Source organism: Clostridioides sp. ES-W-0016-02, from assembly GCF_020641035.1.
In the GTDB taxonomy this organism is placed as follows: Bacteria; Bacillota; Clostridia; order Peptostreptococcales; family Peptostreptococcaceae; genus Clostridioides.
In genome coordinates this window covers 2753114-2771003 of the sequence record NZ_CP061361.1, presented here as the reverse complement: position 1 = coordinate 2771003, position 17890 = coordinate 2753114, and the positions used below count along the sequence as shown (strand labels likewise).

Sequence of the window (17890 nt, the reverse complement as noted above, 5' to 3'; positions counted from 1 at the left end):
ATAGATATTTCTTTATTGCTTATAAAATAAAAGCAGGTATGGTGTCAATAGTATTGTAGATTACTATCTATTATTACTGTTGATTCAGTACCTGCTTTTTGTTGTTTATTTATTCTATCTGTGTATAGAAAATGGACAATTCTTTATAGTTTTTTATATTTTTAAGCTAATTTAAGCGAAAAAGTAAGTTAGTAAATTAGTAAATAATTGTAGTTTTATATATAAAGAAGAATTTTAGAATATTTTTTGACATTCCTCTAATTCATAAGCATCCATTAAAGCTTCACCAAATCTTTGATAGTGAATTATTTCTCTTTGACCTAAGAATTTTAGTACGTTTATAACATCAACATCATCTGTTAAGTTTATAAGTTGATAATATGTTGCAAGTGCTTTTTGTTCAGCAGCCATATCTTCATGTAAATCAGTTACAGGATTTGACATAACTGCGATAGGTCTTACATCAAATGGAACTCCATTTGAATCTGTTGGATAAATTCCATATCCATTTTGTGCATAGTTTGAGCCAAGACCAGCAGCTTTTAATTCTTCTGGGCTTACATCAGAAGTTAACTGATAAACCATAGTACATATAAGCTCAACGTGAGCTAGTTCTTCTGTACCAATATCTGTTAAAAGTGCACGCATATTACCAGTAGGCATTGTATATCTTTGACTTAAATATCTTAAAGATGCAGCAAGCTCTCCATTTGGTCCGCCAAATTGAGTTATAAGAAACTTAGCCATTCTTGGGTCACAAGTTTTTATATTAACTGGGTGTTGTAAAGTTTTTTGATATATCCACATGAATTTTCAATCCTCCAATACTTGATGTCTAATAATTAAATTCTCTGTCCCAAGGCCAAGGTTGCTCAGCCCATTGCCAAGGGCATCTACTTGGAGCATACCCAAAGTTAGTTAAAGGACCATATTTATTTTCGTAAGCGTATCTAGCCTGTGCAAATTGGTTACATAATGAATTGTAAGTGTTGATAGCATTTTTATCATCAGGATGAGTGTCTAAATATAAGTTCATATCAACACATGCAAAAGATGTTTCCTGAATTTTTCTCATAAGTTCAGCTCTAGATGAATCTTTCATTATCTTCTACCTCCTCTTAATTTTTTTGGCTTAGCATATAATTCTTTGTTGTACATTTCAGATTCTAATAAATTTAGTTCTGGAAATATAGTTCCAAATTTTAATGCATCAGAAAGGCAGTACATTTCTGTGAAAATTTGATTATTAATATATGGTCTAGCCAAAGATGAACCACAATTTTTTTTAATATCTCTAGTTTTATTTTCCAAGATGAAAACCTCCTTGTTGTAAATAGATAGGTAAGTCTATCTAGTGTATAATATTCATACATTTAAAAATCGTTACTCATAATAAAATATTAAATGAGAAAAATAAAAAAGATAATAAAAGAAAGGCTTTATTTATGTTATTATAAGTTTATGTGTTATTGTAAACTATAAAGTATTTATTAAAATTAAAGTAAAACTATAGTATTTTATAGAAGTAGGTAGACTTTTTTGTAAAATATTATTAACATAAATATACGAGGTGATTAAATGAGTGAGCTATCAGGAAAAGGCTGTGAAATTATAGTTCCTTTTGAGGAAAGACTTTCACTAAGGGATATAGAAAAAAGTATTATAAAAAAATATAGAAAACATTTATGGTCTAAGTTTATAAAGGCAATAAGAGATTATAAACTAGTTGAAGAAGGGGATAAAATAGCTGTAGCAATATCTGGAGGAAAAGATAGTATTCTTATGGCTAAAATGTTTCAAGAATTAAAGAGACATGGACAAGTTAATTTTGATGTTGAATTTATTGCTATGGACCCTGGATATCATGCAAATATAAGGCAATTACTTATAGATAATTGTGAGTATTTAAATATTCCAATACATTTATTTGATTCAAGAATATTTGAAATAGCTGATGAAATTGCAAAAGATTATCCATGTTATATGTGTGCAAGAATGAGAAGAGGAGCATTATATTCAAAAGCAGAAGAATTGGGGTGTAATAAACTTGCATTAGGTCATCATTATGATGATGTAATAGAAACAACTATGCTTAATTTGTTGTGTGCAGGAAATTTTAAAACTATGCTTCCTAAGCTTAATTCCACTAATTTTGAAGGAATAAAAATTATAAGACCACTTTACTATATAAGAGAAGACCACATTATAAGATTTATCCAAAATAGTGGTATATGGCCTTTAAATTGTGCGTGCATGGTTGCTGCTAAAAAAACTGGAAATAAAAGATATGAAATAAAAGATTTAATAAAAAGTTTAGAGCCAAATTTTAAAAATGTAGAAAAATCTATATTTAAAGCAGCAGAAAACGTAAATCTTGATTCGGTACTAGGGTGGCAAAAAGATGGGGAGAAACATTCTTTCTTAGAAAATTATGAATAAAAGTAATTAAAAGAATCACTATAAACAATTGGAAAGGGTGTTTATATTGAAGAGAGTATATATAGATTTTGAGATGAATATGCCAAATTCTAAATCAAAGAGAGATATATTAAATTCAGATATAATTGCAATTGGAGCAGTTATGTATGATGAAAAGACAAAAAATATTGATAAGTTTAAATCTTTAATAAAGCCAGTAAGTAATGCCCAGTTGTATCCTCATATACAAGAGTTGACTCATATATCTTCAGAAGAATTAAAGTATGCACCAAGCTATGAAGAGGTCATGAGAAAGTTTAAAAAGTGGTTAGGCATATTTTCTGAGATTGAAGGAATATATACTTTTGGTAATTTAGATTTAACATGTTTCAATAACACTGATATGAGAAGTTCTAAAAAAAACAATCATCCAAGGTTCGTAAACAACATTAGAGAGTTATTTGTGGATATAAAAGAGAAATATATAGAGTGTGGTATAAAATGTATGAACTATATATCACTAAAAAATTTACTTGAATTTGCTAACTTAGAGTTTAGTGGAGATGCACATGACCCATTAAATGATGCATATAATTTATTTATTTTGGATGAGGCAATTACAAATAATGTAGATATACAAAATCTTTTAATAATGCTAGATATAATAAGACCTCCATTTAATAACATAAATCCAGATTTAAATGATTGTTTTGATAAATTTAAAGAATCACTTTATAAAAAAGAAGGAAATTATGATATTGTAGATTTTTCTATTGAGATAATAAAAACTGTGAGAATGTACTTATTGACAATTATAAATATAAACATACAAAACATAGAAGTTATAAAAGATATAGATAAAAAATTGGATACTATAGATAAATTAAAGAATATAGAAGATGGATATTTTTATTTATTAGAAGATGTGTATTTTGATATAAAAGATTTATTAGAAGATTTAATGCTTTATAGAGTACATGAAGATGAATACAAAAACGAAATAGAAAATATAATAAAGATGTTTGATGAAGATTTAGATAGTGAGAAAATATATATTGATAAGAATAATAACTTAAATGTTATTAATAAAGTATAAAAAGTTACAATTAATAGAACAAAATTTGGTGATTATGATAGTTTTTGAACAAAACTAGATTTAAATGGAACTAAACTACTATAAAAATATATAAAATAGTAATAAGTGTAGAAAGTATATATGCTTTCTACATTTTTAATATTATAGTATTCTAAATTTAATAAATGTATTATATATTTTATAATTAATATATTTTATTGACATTTTATGATTAAAAAATATAAAAACTACTTCTTGCGAAAGTAATTGATTTGTTGTATTATAATTTACATGAATATGGAAAATAATCTTGAAAGCTGTATTATAAAAGTGCATATATTTAAATTTTTAACAAATGACTTATTTATTAAAAGATGAAGGGTAGGATGATGTTATGGGATTTAAAGAAGTAAAAATTGAAGAACTACAGTTTAATCCATTCACTAAAATTGGTAAAGAGTGGTTACTTATAACAGCAGGAAACTCAGATAAATTTAACACAATGACTGCAAGCTGGGGTGGTGTTGGAGTGTATTGGAGTAAAAATGTTGTAACAACTTACATAAGACCACAGAGATATACAAAAGAGTTTGTAGATAATAATGACACATTTACAATTGCATTTTTTGATGAAAAATACAGAGAAGCTTTAAATATTTGTGGTACTATTTCTGGTAGAGATACAAATAAAGTAGAAAAAGCAGGACTTACACCATATTTTATAGATGATACAGTAGCCTTTGAAGAAGCTAATATGATTATGGTTTGTAAAAAATTATATCATGATACAATGCCACCAGAAAACTTTGATGCTAAAGAAAATGATGAAAAGTGGTATCCAAAGAAAGATTATCATACTATGTATATATCAGAAGTTGTAAAAGTTCTTATAAAAGAATAGATAAAATAAATTAAAAAATATTTTTAATAGTAAATAGGTATTTTCTTTTAATTACTATTAAATAGATATTTTTTTATTAAAAGATGAACTCTGTTTTCTAGGGTTCATCTTTTTTATTTCTTTGTATAGAAATATTTATATGAAGTATTCAAGGATATTTCATACATATCTATTAATTATCTGTGTTTATTGTACTTAGTTTATTTTAAGAGAGATTCTTTTAAAATGAGATTTACTTAATATATAGTCTTAAAAGTATAAATGCCAACTAATAAAAATATATATTATATTAGGTATTTTAAATAAATTTTTATAGTAAAAGGGTGATTTTTATGGAAAATATAACTAGTTATTTTAGAACAATAGTATGTGTGTTTATATGTTTATCATCTGCATTTATATTTATTCAATTAGCTAGAGTTTTTATTAATAAGAAAAAAACTAGTATAAAAAATAAGTCAAAAAAAGGTTTTCGTTATGATAGAGATTTAATTGAGACAAGGAGAGAAAAAACATATACACAAGATAGAAATAGCGATAAAAATAAGAATATTGATAAGAAATTAAAGGGAGAAAAAGTATTCAAATATGATAATGGAGACTTATATAAAGGTGAGTTTATTGATGGGAAGAAAAATGGATTTGGAACATATATTTTTTCAAGTAAGGAAAGGTATGAAGGGTTATGGAAAGATGATAAGATGCATGGAATAGGTAAATATACTTATAAAGATGGTTCAATATATACAGGGGAATTTAAAGATGGTTTTAAAAATGGTCTAGGAAAATTAACTTATCCAAATAATGATATATATAAAGGTTATTTCTTAGATAATAAGAAAAATGGCAAAGGTGTATTATATAAAAGTGATGGAAATAAGCAGGCAGGAATATGGGAAAATGATGAACAATGTAAAAGTTTAGATTTTAAAGAATTAAGCAATAAAAAATTAAATAATAATGTTTATCAAAATAGATTAAATGATAATAAGATAAAAATTTAATTATTATAGTAAAATAATCTTTATTTATAATGGAATATCTGCTGTATATTTAGTAAAATTTGTAAAAATTTCATATATCATATAAAATTAAGTATTGATTAGTATATTGCATAAATATAGAATATAAATATATCCATTTGATAATAAGGAGAAGAGATATGAGAGAATATGTAGTTGTAGATTTAGAAACTACAGGATTAGATCCATATAAAGGTTGTGAAATAATAGAGATAGGTGTAACAGAAATAAAAAATGACGAAATTGTAAAAAACTATTCAAGGTTAATAAAACCTAAGGGTATAATTTCTTCATTTATAACGGAATTGACACACATAAGTAATGAAATGGTAGAAAAAGAGGAGTCTTTAGAGTTGGTTTTACCTAGATTTAGAAAATACATAGGTGATAGAACTATAATTGCACATAATGCAAAATTTGATTTAAAGTTTTTAAATTACTATCTTAGAAAGTTGGATTTAGAGCCAATAAATAATTATATATGTACACTAGAATTATTAAAAAAATGTAAAAGTTATAAAGGAAAAAATAAGAAGCTTGAAACAGCTTGTGCTTATTATAATATAGAGAATATAAATGCTCATAGAGCTGATAGTGACACTTTAGCAACTGCAAAGCTATTTTTAAAAATAAAAGATGAATATTAATCGCAAATATAGAGAAAATTAGTGAAAATATCCTTTATAAAATTGACCCTTAAACTTACAATTTTGTTCTTTGATTTATTTTGTGGAACAATGTATAATGTACCTTATATAAAGAAGGGAGACTAAAATGGGTTATTACAATGATGATGATAATAATAAAATAAGACGTAAAAAAGTTAGTAATAATAAAGATAGTAATAAAAAATCTAAACATTCTTATACTTCAACAAGTAAAAAAAATAAAAATTCTCAGACAGCCTCTAGTAAAAGAATGAGTGAAAAGGTAGATTCACAAAATATTATAAAAAGAGATAGTTTTACAAGAGATAATGTAAGACCTTTAAATACAGATTATAGTCAGAGAGATAGACGAAGAGTTGAGTACAAGCAAAGAGATAGAAAATTAAAAAGCAAAAAAAGAAGAAAGCAAAAGAGAATTAAAATAGCTAGAGCATTATTATCTGTTATGTTAGTGGCACTTATTATATTTTCAGTGGCAGGTGCAATTTTTACAGTTTCAGCTATAAAAGGTTCACCTGAAGTCACTAAAAAATTAATTAAGTCTAAATATATAAGTAGTGAGGTTGTCAGTATAAAACAAATGCCAAAGGACTTAAAACAGGCTATAGTTTCAATAGAAGATGAGAGATTTTATAAGCATAAAGGAGTAGATGTTATTTCCTTAGCTAGGTCAGTACTTAATAATGTGTTTACAGACACAACACAAGGTGGAAGTACTATAGACATGCAAGTTTCAAAAAATCTGCTTACAAGTGATGATAAAACTATGAAGAGAAAAATAAGGGATATGTATAATGCAAAGCAGATGAATAAGATTATGAGTAAAGATGAAATCCTTGAAGCGTATCTAAATAATATGTACCTAGGAAAAAATGCATATGGAGCTGCAAAAGGAGCTGAAGTGTATTTTGGTAAAAAAGTTGGAGAGTTAAACCTAGCTGAGTGTGCTATGCTTGCGGGTATGACCAATAATCCTGCGAGGTATATTGACCATGGAGAGGCTAAGAAGAGACAGTTGACTGTGTTGTATAAAATGCATGAACTTGGTTATATAACTGATAAAGAATACAGAATAGCAAAAGCTGATGACACTCCATTTAAGTCAGAAATTGATTAAAAATATAAAGAATGTAGCGTTTTCAAGGTCTTGAATAACTAAAAATGTAACAAAATAGGTGATTTGCCACCCATTTGCCACCATAATTACAATCTGGTGGCAAATTACTTTATAATTCCTTCAAAAATATTCACTGTTTCAGTCTTCATTTTATCAGTTACATGAGAATAAGTGTCCATAGTAGTGGCAATTTTATTATGACCTAGTCTTTTTTGTATATCTTTTATATTTGCTCCTGCTTCAAGAAGCATAGTGGCATGGGTATGTCTTAAGCTATGAAAATTAAAATCTATTCCTAATTCTCTATTTATAGTTCGTGACATGTTTTTTAAGTTATGTAATGTTATTTGAGAACCATTTTTTTTGGTACAAACCCAATCTGAATCAAAGTACCTAGGAATTTTGACATAAAGCATAGGATTTTCCTTTATAAATCTGTATGGATGGACAGCCATCTTAAAAGAATTATTTAAAACACCCTTGATTACTCTTATAGTGCCACTAGAATAATTTTCTTTAGATTTATCGTTCAAAAATTTTTGAATAATCATGGGTGTTATAAGTTTTAATCGGTACTTTCCTAAATTTGGTTTTATATGATTTTCTATTGCACGTTTATAATTATTTTGAGTCTGAAATTTACAATTAAGCATTACATATTCTTTGTACCAAAAATCTAAAAAATCGGATACGCTAATATTATTCTCGTCAAAAACATTTCCACAATCTTCATATTCATTTAAAGCTATTCTAAGAGCTGGCTGAGCCTCTTTTTTAGTATCTCCACCTACACGTTCTATTTTCTTTCTTTTTCCTTCTACAATGGCTAATTTAAAGTAACAATACCATTTATTACCACGTTTTCTTACGCCACCTTTCGTAAAGTTTTTCCTCTCAAAATTAAATAATATGGTTAAAGTAAAATACTTCAATTATATTATAATAATTATATATATTATAAAGAATAAGATTATAAGAAAATAATTTATTCTAATGTTATTTAATGTGGTTAATTGAGTAGAAATAGTTTGTACTTTCGACAACATATAATATATGTTTGTTATACAATTTGATTGAGAGACATGAAAAAAGGGGGAGATATTTTGAAATCAAAGAAATTATTATCATTAGGGTTAGCTATGTCAATGTTTGTTGCTGGTTGTCCTGTATCTGCAAATGCACTTGATAAAATTGATAAAATTCAAGGAGCAGATAAATATGAAACTGCTGGGATTATTGCAGATAAACAAAGTTATACTACTGCAATACTTGTAAATGCAGATAGTACTATGGCTGATGGTCTAAGTGCAAGTGGACTTGCAGGAGCTACAAATGCGCCAATTCTTTTAACTAAAAAGAATAACATACCAAATGCAACTCTTAAGAGAGTAGAGAAAGCTAACAAGGTGTATATAATTGGTGGAGAAAGTTCTATTGATAAGGCAACAGAAACCTTTCTAAAAGATAAAGGAATAGAGACTAAAAGACTTCAAGGAAGCAATAGGATTAAGACAAGTTACAATGTAGCAAAAGAAATAAATTCTATTAATAAAGTAAGTGAGGTAATATTAACTAATGCTTTCAAAGGTGAACCAGATGCTATGAGTATTGCTTCTGCGGCTGTTAGAGATAAAGCACCCATAGTATTGACTGATGGGAAAAGTGTACCATTTAATACTACTGGAATAGAAAGTTATGCGATAGGTGGTACTTCATCAATGAATGATAACTTAGTAAATGATACTAATTCAACTAGATTGGGTGGAGTAGATAGATATGATACTAATAAGAAGATAGTAAATAAGTTCTATAATGGGACAAAAGAATTTTACATAGCAAGTGGAACCGATTTAGTGTATGCGCTTGTTGGTTCTACAATAGCTCAAAATACTCCAATAGCGTTAGTTGATATTGGAAGTAATAAAGATATGCTTAAAAACGCTACAAAAGTAACAGGGATAGGAAATCTAAGTGATAAAATTATGTTAGAGTGTGAAAATACAATTAATAACATTAGCCTTCCAGCCTCAAATAAGAATATAATATGTGGATTAAAGATTGATTTTGATTCGAATCACATAATTTGGAAAGATAAAGGAAGCTATCTTGAATGTTACGATGAAAACCTTGAATATTATACTGAAGAATATAAAGACCCAACTGTTCCTATAAATGTAGAAAATACAAGTACACAAAATTTAGATATAACAAAATTAAAGGTTTATGGAGAAGCTAATTCAACATTATATATGGAGCAATATGCTAAAATAAAAATGGATTTTAATAGTTTTAGTATATTAAAACCAGGAGAAAAATGTACTATTTATTTAGATATAATTTCATTAGACCCATCAAGAAGTATGTCATTGACGTTTTCTTATGTAGGTGATAAAGAAAACTATAAATATGAACAAGGATTGGCAAGTAGAATATTATTTTATAACCAAGATGGAGAAGATTATTTTGAATATAAATAACTATTTGGTATACAAATTAATAGATGTTGAGGATGTCAATATTATTTGTGCCATCATAGAAGAGGACTTTTTATAATGGCGTAGATGGAATAAATTAACTTGTTACAATTTAATTCAAGAATTCAAACAAAAAGATTGTTCGCACAAGTTCTTTTTGTTTGAATATATTTAATCTAATTTATTATGTAATTCTTGTATTTAATAGAACTTCTTTTATGGTACAATAAATATATAGAGATTTTGCAGTGTTCGTTTTTTTTGATGGTTTGTTCGCAGTCGTTGAATTTACTGTACTATATAGGTTTTTTGTGAAGTGTCAAAAAACACTATTACTCGCTCACTGCAATTTTAAAAGGATTATGTGACTTAAAGTTTTGAAAGTGCTCAATCTATTTTGGGGTTTTATATTAACTATGTGGTATGTAAATTTGTATTTATTGTTATAAAAATACGACAATCATCCTGCGTTTTATATTAACTAAGTAGATAGCATAGTAGTTTAAACTACTATGTTTCCTACAATTAAAATTTAAAAATAAATTATTAATAATGTTAAAAAATTTGTTTTCTATGAGTAATTTAATCAGCGAACTAAAATTCTGATTATAGAAACTATGATATAATAAATATATAAATGTGCAGTGACTGATATTTTGAAAATAAATACTGTAAGGATTGTAAATACTAAGTTATAAGTAATATTTTTTGAATTTATTTTGAGCTTTTACATTAACTAAGTGAAATGTAAATAAGATAATAATAGGAGTGGTTTTCAATGCTGATAAATTATCTTGATAGAGGTTATTTTAAACAAATATATATTATAAGTATTCTTGTAATAATATTTTCAATAATATGTGCATTCAAAGTAACTTTTCTATTCTTATTTCTTGCAGGTTTTTATATTGAACAAACATATAAGTTTTTAATAAAGTATAAAAATAAACTTTATATTTCAATTACAGATGATGATATTTTGATTGATGATAAATATATTTTTAGAAGTAAAAATACTAAAAATCATATCAAATTTAAAGATATAGTAAGTGTAAATAAACAAGATAATATTATCGAAATTTTTACGAATGAAAACTCTTATTGTGTATATTTGAAAGCTTTAAGCATTGAGAGCGAAAAATATCTAATAAATATATTAAAGTCATTTTGTTGATTTAATGTATTCTAAAAAAATAATATTAATATGCTTCATATTAACTAAGTGGATAGAAGAGTAGTTGAACTGAACCCTACTTAGTAGACAGTTTTTAATAAGATAGTTATTTTTAAGCAGCACGCTTATATTCTATAGGTGTGTTGCTATTTAATTTAGATTGTAATCTATCATAGTTATACCAACGTATATAGCTATGAACAGCAGTTTCTAGATCATCTCTTGAAGTATACGAATTTAAGTAGATCTCTTCACTTTTAAGATGACCAAAGAAATTTTCCATATAGGCATTATCATAACAATTTCCTCTTCTAGACATACTTTGAGTAATATTATTTATTTTCAAGATATTTTTATAATCCCAGCAAGTGTAGTGAAACCCTTAATCACTATGAATTAATAGTGACTTCTTATCTGAATCAGAAAGGTTATTTATAGCCTTAGTAACTGTATCTAGTATAAATTTAACATCTAAAGTAGAACTCATTTCATATGAAATGAGTTCATTATTGTATAAATCTTTTATAGCAGATAAATAAATTCTCTGAAGAGATTTTCCATAGTACAAATATGTTATATCTGTGACCCATTTAGTAGAATTTTACAGTATATTGTTTACTGTGTCTACTAAATAGGGTGCTGTTCAAGATAGCTGCTACCTTCTTTTTAGTGATTTTTAGAATTTTTTAGTTTTTCTGGTGTTTTTGGTTGATATACATGCCACAGAGAAGTTGTGTTTGCAGATAAAAATGCTACAAACATAGCTAATACACCACATACTTTCATAAAATGATATAGAATTTTTTTCATGTTAACATCTCCTTATATTATTTTTTTATTTATAACGATTTGAATAATTAGCAATAAATTTATCCAAAATAGAGCTAAAAAAGTGTATACAACATAATTGTAAATAGATAAGTATCTGCATCCTAGAAGAATAGTCAAGAATAAAGTTATAGATATAATTCTTGACATTAACTTATTTTTTTTATATTTTATTTCATTCAGTGGATTGTTAGCATGGCATACTGGAGCAAAAATAAAAATGCCTATAAAGTTAAAACTAGACAATATCACTAAAAATAATGGAATAGGATTAGAATTGTTTAAAATTATTCCCAAAACCATAGAGATAAAAAAAATACTATTGAAAATTAGGATACAGTTTTTATTGCTATTTGCATGATAGCCACCTGAAAATTGTCTTATTATGCAAAAAGATATTAAGAATACTATAGAATAAATCAATTTACCTAATACCAAACCTATCATTAATGAAGCTAAAGTATTTATTATAGAAGATAGTAAAATCTCTAACCCATATGAACAGATTTCTAAATCATCTTTTTCTATTACTTGATTTAAAACAAACAAAAAAGCTATTTTATCAGCACAAGATTTTATCATTTAACTTTCTCCTTAAATAATTTTATTAATAAATTATGGATATCAACTATTCTCATATGCAATATTTGAATCTTTTTGTGATTTTCCAATTGGTATCATCATATTTAAATAAAATAAATTTTCAGAGAAATTTATAGAAATTGCACCACCATATTTTTCTAAAGAATTTTTTATACTTTTTATTCCTAATCCATGAAATTCTTTATCTTCTTTTGTAGTTAAAAAAGTATTCTTTTTCAATAAAATATCATTTGATTTTGTATTAGTAATTTTTATTACAAAGAATCTATTTACTATCATTCCCTGCAATTTGATTTTTTTATCACCATTTTTAATCTTTTCACAAGCTTCGATTGCGTTATCTAATGCATTTGCAAATATAGAACATATATCTTCTTCTTTAATAAAATTACAATCACTAAAGTTTATATTAATTCTAAAATCAATTCCTTTTTCTATACAAAGTTCTTTTTTTTCTGATAATATAATGTTTAAAGTAATATTTCCTGTATCAAATACAGTACTATATTCATCAAGCTTTTTTTCTATGTTATTTATGTAATTACTAGTATCAATATTCTTTTTATTCATTTCCTTAATACAAATAAGATGATTTTTCATATCATGGTTTAGTTCTTTTGTTTTAATGTAATATTTTTTTATATTACTATAATATTTATTTTCAGCATTTATTTTTTCCTGTAGTTTAGTTAATTCAATATATTTTTTATTACTTTTTAATATTTTAACTAGGCTAGAAATCAATGCTATATTAGAAAATGTTAATAATAGTACCATAATTAAGATATCTAATCTGGTAGTAGAAGAAATATCTAGAAGTTTTAAGATATATTTATAAAATATAAAAAATGATATCATATTTGCTACTATTGGTATGCACATATAAATTTCTCTTTTAGTCACTTGCAAATCGTTAGATATGAATTTATAAATGTACAATAGAGCAATAAGAACTATATTTCCTAAAACTATAGTTTCATATCTATAAAAATTATCATTTAATAAAATATTCATAGAACTCAAATTATTTATTGAAACTATCACTATCATACTTAATGCATTTATGCACACCAATATTGCCCAGTAAGAAAACAAAACTATTAAACATTTGGATATATTAACCTCATAATTTAATTTATAAAAAATAAACATTACAAAAATGCATATTAATATTCTATTATCAGCACCAACATTAGTATAGAAAGTAGAAATAATAATAAAGGTTGAAATTAAAAAATATAAATTTATTAAACTAGTTTTTACTTTACTTGTGTAATCAAACACTTTTTTGCACACCCAAATTTCTATAACAGAAGAAATAATTGTTATAAACATATCTAACATAATAAAACTCTCCATAACTTAAGTAATTTTGAATAAATTTCATTTAACAATACGAAAATGATTTGAAATTTTATAATAATTATATCATAAAATAAATTATCATTGGATAAAGTCGCTAAATATTATATATATATTTGATTATTAATCTAAATGAGTAAAACTATAATACATATTGTAATATTAAAACGAACAAAAATTATCATACTAAAACATAAGACAAGTTATAATTGTATTAGATATATACATTAACATACACTAAAAGTACTCTTTTTATATGAGTGCTTTTAGTGTATATTTTTTTACTTTGTCGAATGATTTTTGTCGTATGAATATATTATGAATAAGACTTTATGATAAAATAAGTTTAGAGAAGTGTTTTTATATTAAAAATTAATGTTTTGAATATTTAGAATTTATAAAAAATTCAGGGGATAAAGCTGATGTTGTTAAAAGAAGAAATTGAGTTGAATTTAGAGCCAAGTGATTTAATAAATTCTATACCATACTTTAAATCTGAATATTCAGATTTATGTGGTTTAGATGCGAATTTTATAAAGGAAGAGTTATTGAAAGCTAAAAATATAGAATATAACAAAAGTTTGATTTGTCACCATATTGCTACTATAAGTTGTAATTTGGTGGCAAATTATTTTATATATTCTTGAAAATATTTATAGTTTTATATTCTACAGTCAATCTATTAATAAGAAATTAGTTGGAGAAATGAGGAAATTTTTATTTAGAGTGTTATTTTAACAGCTAGATTTATATACATCTATTTTTTCTTAAGAAATATATATTATTTCTCAAAAAGTAAAAAGTCATTCTTAGTGAAAGAGCGATTTTTAGCTTGATATAAAAATTGAGTGTTATAAAAAAAATAACTTACTATGATTGGTTATGAAACTTCACTCTAGAGCAATAGATTGTAGTTTCTTTTTTTGTTTTTGATGTTATTTTACATCTTCATTATATCGAATTTTATAAAAAATAAATATATTTGAATTAAATTTGTATCATTTATTGTAAGACTATTTAAAAGTAGATAAAACTAAAAAGGATTTTCTAGAAAATAAAATCTATCTAATTGTACTTATTTATTAAGAACATCACTTGGTATAAATATGATTCTACTACATTTTCTCCGTACTCTAGCATAAAATCATCTAACTGTGTATCTATAAAATTACAATAATCATGTGAACTACTAATATAAGCAGCTAATACATGTGTACACGTATCTATTTTCTCCATAAACATTTTACATCCCCCTAAAAAACTTTCATAAAAACAAAAAGAAAATATCTTTTTGGCAACTGGCTGACATAACTCATAAGATACTTTATAAGTCTTAGTCCCTATAGCTTTGCGTCACTAAATTTCTCTAGTTTTGCCGATTTAGTTTTATTCTACACCTATATAATACTAGAATATAATCCATTATTCAATATTATTATGAGAAAATAAAAAATATTTTAAATTGTGAAATAAATTTTGCTCAAAAAAATAAAATGAATGGATAAATTATATGGAAATACTTCTATATGGTTGTGTGTTAAAAAGTGCCTATTATTAATTTAGGCTAGAAAAAGCTTTAGGAAATGATAGGATATGAAAAAAGAAGAATTTTAAAAAGCTTATATGGTAAAAATTGGATGAAAAGGTTTGCTTTAATTCTCTTGCATATAAGACTCTATTGAGATAGAATTTATTTATGCATAAATTGACTTACACTATAGTGTGGTAATAAAACAAAGAAAGTATTTTAGCTTTGAAACAAAAGCTTTTTAAAAAATATACATAAAAATTTAATATCAAAAGTGATTTAAAGATTAGTCTAGTTTATTTCCCAAAAAAGTATTATAATGTTCTTTATGTGTAAAAAAGAATATTCATAATTAGATACTACTCAAGATAAAAAATATTAATATATTGTCGTTATTAATAATATAATAAAAATTTAATGAATTATATTATTAAATCTAACTTATAATATTTTAAAAAAGATTAGAAAATTAACATAAAATGTAAAAATTCACAATTTTTTCATAAAGTATTTGACTAAAAAATTCTCTTGTTGTAGAATTATGTTAGAAAGAGTTTTGGGGGAGGTGTAAATCATGATAAAAAAAATACCACAAGCAGAACTGAAAGTAATGAAATTTATTTGGAGAGTAGATGCTACAGTGACATCAAAAGATGTTATTGAAGCAATGGAGCAAGAATATGGATGGAAACAAACTACAACACTGACACTTTTATCAAGACTAGTAAAAAAAGAATTCTTATATGCTCAAAAAATAGATAGATATACACATTACACAATAGTGGTTAAGCAACAGGAATACTTAAACTTTGAGACGAAGGATTTCCTAAGTAATATACATAATGATTCTTTGGTCAGTTTAATTTCAGCTTTACATGAGGATGAAGCTATAGATAAAAATAAGCTGGATTTTCTAGAAAATTACTTTGATAATTTAAAGGATGAATAGTTATATGATACAAGTTTTTGAAAATCTTATACAGACAACTATTGTATGTAGTCTTGGTATTTGTCTATTATTATTTTTGAAAAGATATTTATTTAAGAATTTTAGTAAAAAGTTCAATTATTATATTTGGTTAGTAATAGTCTTTAGAATGTTGCTTTTTTTGTTTAACTATACAATAATACATGATTCAAAGACATATAGAGGAAATTCATTTCACAATAATATTTCTAATATTTATGATCCAATAAATGACAATATTATGCTGTATTTAGCTTATTTATGGATATTTGTAACTATAGTTATTGTAGTTTACACTTTTATAAAGTATACAAAATTTAAAAATTTTGTTGTTGATGTGTCTTATGATATAGAAGATGATGATGTTAACTGTATGTATAAAGATTTATTGAAAGAGTTAAATATAAAAAAGAAAGTTGAATTAAGAGGTTCTGATGAACTGATAAGTCCAGCAGGTATGGGATTGTTTAAATCGTACATATTCTTACCAGATTATCCTTATAGTAAGGATGAGTTAAATTGGATTTTAAGACATGAATTGATGCACTTTAAAAACAAAGATATTTTAATAAAGTTTTTAGTACTGTCTGTGAAAATAATATATTGGTTTAATCCACTTGTTTATATAATGAGTAATAGATTAAATATCGATTGTGAGTTATGTTGTGATGAAAGTGTTTTGTCTGATTCTTCTTTAAAAGAGAAGAAAGAATATGCATTAGCACTTATAAAGTCTATCAAGCTAAGTAAAAATTATCAGAATGGGATTTTAACTACAGAATTTAATAAGACGAATCTTGAGAGAAGGTTAGATAGTATAATTGATAGAAAAACTAAAAAAGGTATTTTTTTAATAGTGATCTTATGTTTGCTTTCTGCTTCTACCTTTTTAAAATTTGAGTCAATTGATTTTATTAATTCAAATGTGTTTTCAAATTTGCCAGATAAAGCAAGTAGAGGATTTACAAGAGGAATAGGATATGATTATGAGTAATAAAAATCTTTAAAATAAGATTTTTATAAATATTTAATAAAAATATATCAATTAAGGAGGTTTTATGTTAAAAAGATTAAAAAAAACTTTAGTTATTACAAGTATATTAGTACTTGCTTTTAGCAGTATTTCGTTTGCTAGCCCTGTTGATGAAAATAATGTAAATTATGAAGAGTTAGGTGAACCTGTAGCGAGTGCTACAATTAGAGGTTATGATTTTACATATGAAAATGCACCTCAAAAAGTAAAAGAAGAATATGAAGAAACATGTAGAGAATTAAATATTACTCCTAAGGCTGATGATGACATATTTATTCCTGAGCAACTTGCGAGTACTTATCTTATTACAAGAAGTACGTATGGATATGTTTATGGAGAGTATGTGCTTGATTACTATGTGTCTAGTTTTAGAGTAACTGGAAAAAAATCATATACTGTTTCAACTGAAAAAACAGTTGGTTATGGACACACAACAAGTGGTAATCCAGTACATCTAACACAACTTTTAGTAGGTATTAGAAATCACCCTGTAAAAACAGATAGTGCATTTGGAAATGATACATATAATGCTGTTAAAACTTGTCAAAGAGAATTTGGAATATCTGCTGATGGCATAGTTGGAAAATCAACTTGGAGTGCATTTGGAGTACGTCTATAGTAAATATTAAATTTTATTAAAATTTCCTAATTAATATAGAATTAAATTATATTAATTAGGAAGTTTTCTTATTAAATGAAAAATAAACTCTATAGAAGTAT

At 25.2% G+C, this 17890-nt stretch carries 22 protein-coding genes and 1 riboswitch; of the genes, 12 read left to right on the top strand and 10 right to left on the bottom strand.

All coding sequences use genetic code 11. From position 1 onward, the window contains the following. Window positions 1-234 precede the first annotated feature (234 nt). Genes IC758_RS13220 through IC758_RS13210 form a run of 3 tightly spaced genes read right to left on the bottom strand, consistent with a single transcriptional unit; the run spans window position 235 to window position 1311 of the window. Window positions 235-807 carry a manganese catalase family protein gene (locus IC758_RS13220; protein WP_227432637.1) on the bottom strand — a complete coding sequence of 191 codons (573 nt, stop codon included), beginning with the start codon at window positions 805-807 and terminating at the stop codon, window positions 235-237. A 28-nt stretch (window positions 808-835) separates the two neighbouring features. Beyond that, window positions 836-1102 carry a spore coat protein CotJB gene (locus IC758_RS13215; RefSeq protein ID WP_021385274.1) on the bottom strand — a complete coding sequence of 89 codons (267 nt, stop codon included), beginning with the start codon at window positions 1100-1102 and terminating at the stop codon, window positions 836-838. Next, complete coding sequence (locus IC758_RS13210; RefSeq protein ID WP_227432638.1) at window positions 1102-1311, bottom strand: spore coat associated protein CotJA; 210 nt, start codon at window positions 1309-1311, stop codon at window positions 1102-1104. The genes IC758_RS13215 and IC758_RS13210 overlap by 1 nt, the downstream gene beginning before the upstream one ends. A 267-nt stretch (window positions 1312-1578) precedes the next feature. Between IC758_RS13210 and IC758_RS13205 the strand changes: the two genes are divergently transcribed. The 6 genes from IC758_RS13205 to IC758_RS13180 all read left to right on the top strand — a co-directional run bounded on the left by IC758_RS13205 (window position 1579) and on the right by IC758_RS13180 (window position 7201). Further along, window positions 1579-2439, top strand: a complete 861-nt coding sequence (locus IC758_RS13205) for a tRNA 2-thiocytidine biosynthesis TtcA family protein (protein WP_227835344.1) — start codon at window positions 1579-1581, stop codon at window positions 2437-2439. 46 nt (window positions 2440-2485) lie between these two features. Beyond that, complete coding sequence (locus IC758_RS13200; protein ID WP_255619340.1) at window positions 2486-3514, top strand: 3'-5' exonuclease; 1029 nt, start codon at window positions 2486-2488, stop codon at window positions 3512-3514. 373 nt (window positions 3515-3887) lie between these two features. Continuing rightward, window positions 3888-4394: a flavin reductase gene (locus IC758_RS13195; RefSeq protein WP_227824161.1), complete on the top strand. Its 507-nt coding sequence runs from the start codon at window positions 3888-3890 to the stop codon at window positions 4392-4394. 332 nt (window positions 4395-4726) lie between these two features. Then, window positions 4727-5398 carry an MORN repeat-containing protein gene (locus IC758_RS13190; RefSeq protein WP_227835345.1) on the top strand — a complete coding sequence of 224 codons (672 nt, stop codon included), beginning with the start codon at window positions 4727-4729 and terminating at the stop codon, window positions 5396-5398. 158 nt (window positions 5399-5556) lie between these two features. Next, window positions 5557-6063, top strand: coding sequence for a PolC-type DNA polymerase III (locus IC758_RS13185; protein WP_227432643.1), 507 nt, complete (start codon window positions 5557-5559; stop codon window positions 6061-6063). 127 nt (window positions 6064-6190) lie between these two features. Then, window positions 6191-7201 carry a biosynthetic peptidoglycan transglycosylase gene (locus IC758_RS13180; protein WP_227432644.1) on the top strand — a complete coding sequence of 337 codons (1011 nt, stop codon included), beginning with the start codon at window positions 6191-6193 and terminating at the stop codon, window positions 7199-7201. A 104-nt stretch (window positions 7202-7305) separates the two neighbouring features. Here IC758_RS13180 and IC758_RS13175 read toward each other — a convergent pair whose 3' ends face one another. Further along, a complete protein-coding gene (locus tag IC758_RS13175) occupies window positions 7306-8133 on the bottom strand; it encodes a site-specific integrase (protein WP_227860522.1) in 828 nt (275 codons plus the stop codon). Between the two features lie 171 nt (window positions 8134-8304). Here IC758_RS13175 and IC758_RS13170 point away from each other — a divergent pair, with 171 nt between their 5' ends. Beyond that, a complete protein-coding gene (locus tag IC758_RS13170) occupies window positions 8305-9678 on the top strand; it encodes a cell wall-binding repeat-containing protein (protein ID WP_227824158.1) in 1374 nt (457 codons plus the stop codon). A gap of 775 nt (window positions 9679-10453) precedes the next feature. Further along, on the top strand, window positions 10454-10849 hold the full coding sequence (locus IC758_RS13165; protein ID WP_227824157.1) for a hypothetical protein: 396 nt from the start codon (window positions 10454-10456) through the stop codon (window positions 10847-10849). A gap of 112 nt (window positions 10850-10961) precedes the next feature. Here IC758_RS13165 and IC758_RS13160 read toward each other — a convergent pair whose 3' ends face one another. From IC758_RS13160 to IC758_RS13140, 5 genes are all read right to left on the bottom strand, one after another. Continuing rightward, window positions 10962-11168, bottom strand: coding sequence for an IS3 family transposase (locus tag IC758_RS13160; RefSeq protein ID WP_227824156.1), 207 nt, complete (start codon window positions 11166-11168; stop codon window positions 10962-10964). A 63-nt stretch (window positions 11169-11231) separates the two neighbouring features. Continuing rightward, window positions 11232-11417, bottom strand: coding sequence for a hypothetical protein (locus IC758_RS13155; RefSeq protein WP_227860521.1), 186 nt, complete (start codon window positions 11415-11417; stop codon window positions 11232-11234). Window positions 11418-11515: 98 nt separating this feature from the next. Then, on the bottom strand, window positions 11516-11659 hold the full coding sequence (locus IC758_RS13150) for a cyclic lactone autoinducer peptide (RefSeq protein ID WP_227824155.1): 144 nt from the start codon (window positions 11657-11659) through the stop codon (window positions 11516-11518). Between the two features lie 12 nt (window positions 11660-11671). Beyond that, window positions 11672-12259 (bottom strand): accessory gene regulator ArgB-like protein, encoded by a 588-nt coding sequence (locus IC758_RS13145; RefSeq protein ID WP_227824154.1) that lies wholly within the window; start codon window positions 12257-12259, stop codon window positions 11672-11674. 42 nt (window positions 12260-12301) lie between these two features. Further along, entirely contained in the window at window positions 12302-13624 is a 1323-nt protein-coding gene (locus IC758_RS13140; RefSeq protein WP_227824153.1) for a sensor histidine kinase, read from the bottom strand. A 440-nt stretch (window positions 13625-14064) separates the two neighbouring features. Here IC758_RS13140 and IC758_RS13135 point away from each other — a divergent pair, with 440 nt between their 5' ends. Further along, window positions 14065-14289, top strand: coding sequence for a hypothetical protein (locus IC758_RS13135; protein ID WP_227824152.1), 225 nt, complete (start codon window positions 14065-14067; stop codon window positions 14287-14289). A gap of 418 nt (window positions 14290-14707) precedes the next feature. Here IC758_RS13135 and IC758_RS13130 read toward each other — a convergent pair whose 3' ends face one another. Further along, window positions 14708-14884, bottom strand: a complete 177-nt coding sequence (locus IC758_RS13130) for a hypothetical protein (protein ID WP_227824151.1) — start codon at window positions 14882-14884, stop codon at window positions 14708-14710. 48 nt (window positions 14885-14932) lie between these two features. Then, window positions 14933-15029, bottom strand: a riboswitch (cyclic di-GMP riboswitch). Window positions 15030-15744: 715 nt separating this feature from the next. On the opposite strand from IC758_RS13130, the gene IC758_RS13125 reads away from it, so the two are divergent. The 3 genes from IC758_RS13125 (at window position 15745) to IC758_RS13115 (ending at window position 17789) form a co-directional block, all read left to right on the top strand. Then, a complete protein-coding gene (locus IC758_RS13125) occupies window positions 15745-16119 on the top strand; it encodes a BlaI/MecI/CopY family transcriptional regulator (RefSeq protein ID WP_255612849.1) in 375 nt (124 codons plus the stop codon). Next, window positions 16112-17131 (top strand): M56 family metallopeptidase, encoded by a 1020-nt coding sequence (locus IC758_RS13120; RefSeq protein ID WP_227860520.1) that lies wholly within the window; start codon window positions 16112-16114, stop codon window positions 17129-17131. Before IC758_RS13125 ends, IC758_RS13120 begins: the two co-directional genes overlap by 8 nt. Before the next feature lie 64 nt (window positions 17132-17195). Then, window positions 17196-17789, top strand: a complete 594-nt coding sequence (locus IC758_RS13115; RefSeq protein WP_227860519.1) for a peptidoglycan-binding domain-containing protein — start codon at window positions 17196-17198, stop codon at window positions 17787-17789. Window positions 17790-17890: the final 101 nt, after the last annotated feature.

Coding starts and splice junctions, on each gene's coding strand:
- IC758_RS13140 (WP_227824153.1), bottom strand. CDS start 13,624: ATGTTAGATATGTTTATAACAATTATTTCTTCTGTTATAGAAATTTGG.
- IC758_RS13190 (WP_227835345.1), top strand. CDS start 4,727: ATGGAAAATATAACTAGTTATTTTAGAACAATAGTATGTGTGTTTATA.
- IC758_RS13205 (WP_227835344.1), top strand. CDS start 1,579: ATGAGTGAGCTATCAGGAAAAGGCTGTGAAATTATAGTTCCTTTTGAG.
- IC758_RS13220 (WP_227432637.1), bottom strand. CDS start 807: ATGTGGATATATCAAAAAACTTTACAACACCCAGTTAATATAAAAACT.
- IC758_RS13120 (WP_227860520.1), top strand. CDS start 16,112: ATGAATAGTTATATGATACAAGTTTTTGAAAATCTTATACAGACAACT.
- IC758_RS13215 (WP_021385274.1), bottom strand. CDS start 1,102: ATGAAAGATTCATCTAGAGCTGAACTTATGAGAAAAATTCAGGAAACA.
- IC758_RS13195 (WP_227824161.1), top strand. CDS start 3,888: ATGGGATTTAAAGAAGTAAAAATTGAAGAACTACAGTTTAATCCATTC.
- IC758_RS13125 (WP_255612849.1), top strand. CDS start 15,745: ATGATAAAAAAAATACCACAAGCAGAACTGAAAGTAATGAAATTTATT.
- IC758_RS13145 (WP_227824154.1), bottom strand. CDS start 12,259: ATGATAAAATCTTGTGCTGATAAAATAGCTTTTTTGTTTGTTTTAAAT.
- IC758_RS13115 (WP_227860519.1), top strand. CDS start 17,196: ATGTTAAAAAGATTAAAAAAAACTTTAGTTATTACAAGTATATTAGTA.
- IC758_RS13185 (WP_227432643.1), top strand. CDS start 5,557: ATGAGAGAATATGTAGTTGTAGATTTAGAAACTACAGGATTAGATCCA.
- IC758_RS13160 (WP_227824156.1), bottom strand. CDS start 11,168: ATGTCTAGAAGAGGAAATTGTTATGATAATGCCTATATGGAAAATTTC.
- IC758_RS13165 (WP_227824157.1), top strand. CDS start 10,454: ATGCTGATAAATTATCTTGATAGAGGTTATTTTAAACAAATATATATT.
- IC758_RS13130 (WP_227824151.1), bottom strand. CDS start 14,884: ATGTTTATGGAGAAAATAGATACGTGTACACATGTATTAGCTGCTTAT.
- IC758_RS13135 (WP_227824152.1), top strand. CDS start 14,065: ATGTTGTTAAAAGAAGAAATTGAGTTGAATTTAGAGCCAAGTGATTTA.
- IC758_RS13180 (WP_227432644.1), top strand. CDS start 6,191: ATGGGTTATTACAATGATGATGATAATAATAAAATAAGACGTAAAAAA.
- IC758_RS13150 (WP_227824155.1), bottom strand. CDS start 11,659: ATGAAAAAAATTCTATATCATTTTATGAAAGTATGTGGTGTATTAGCT.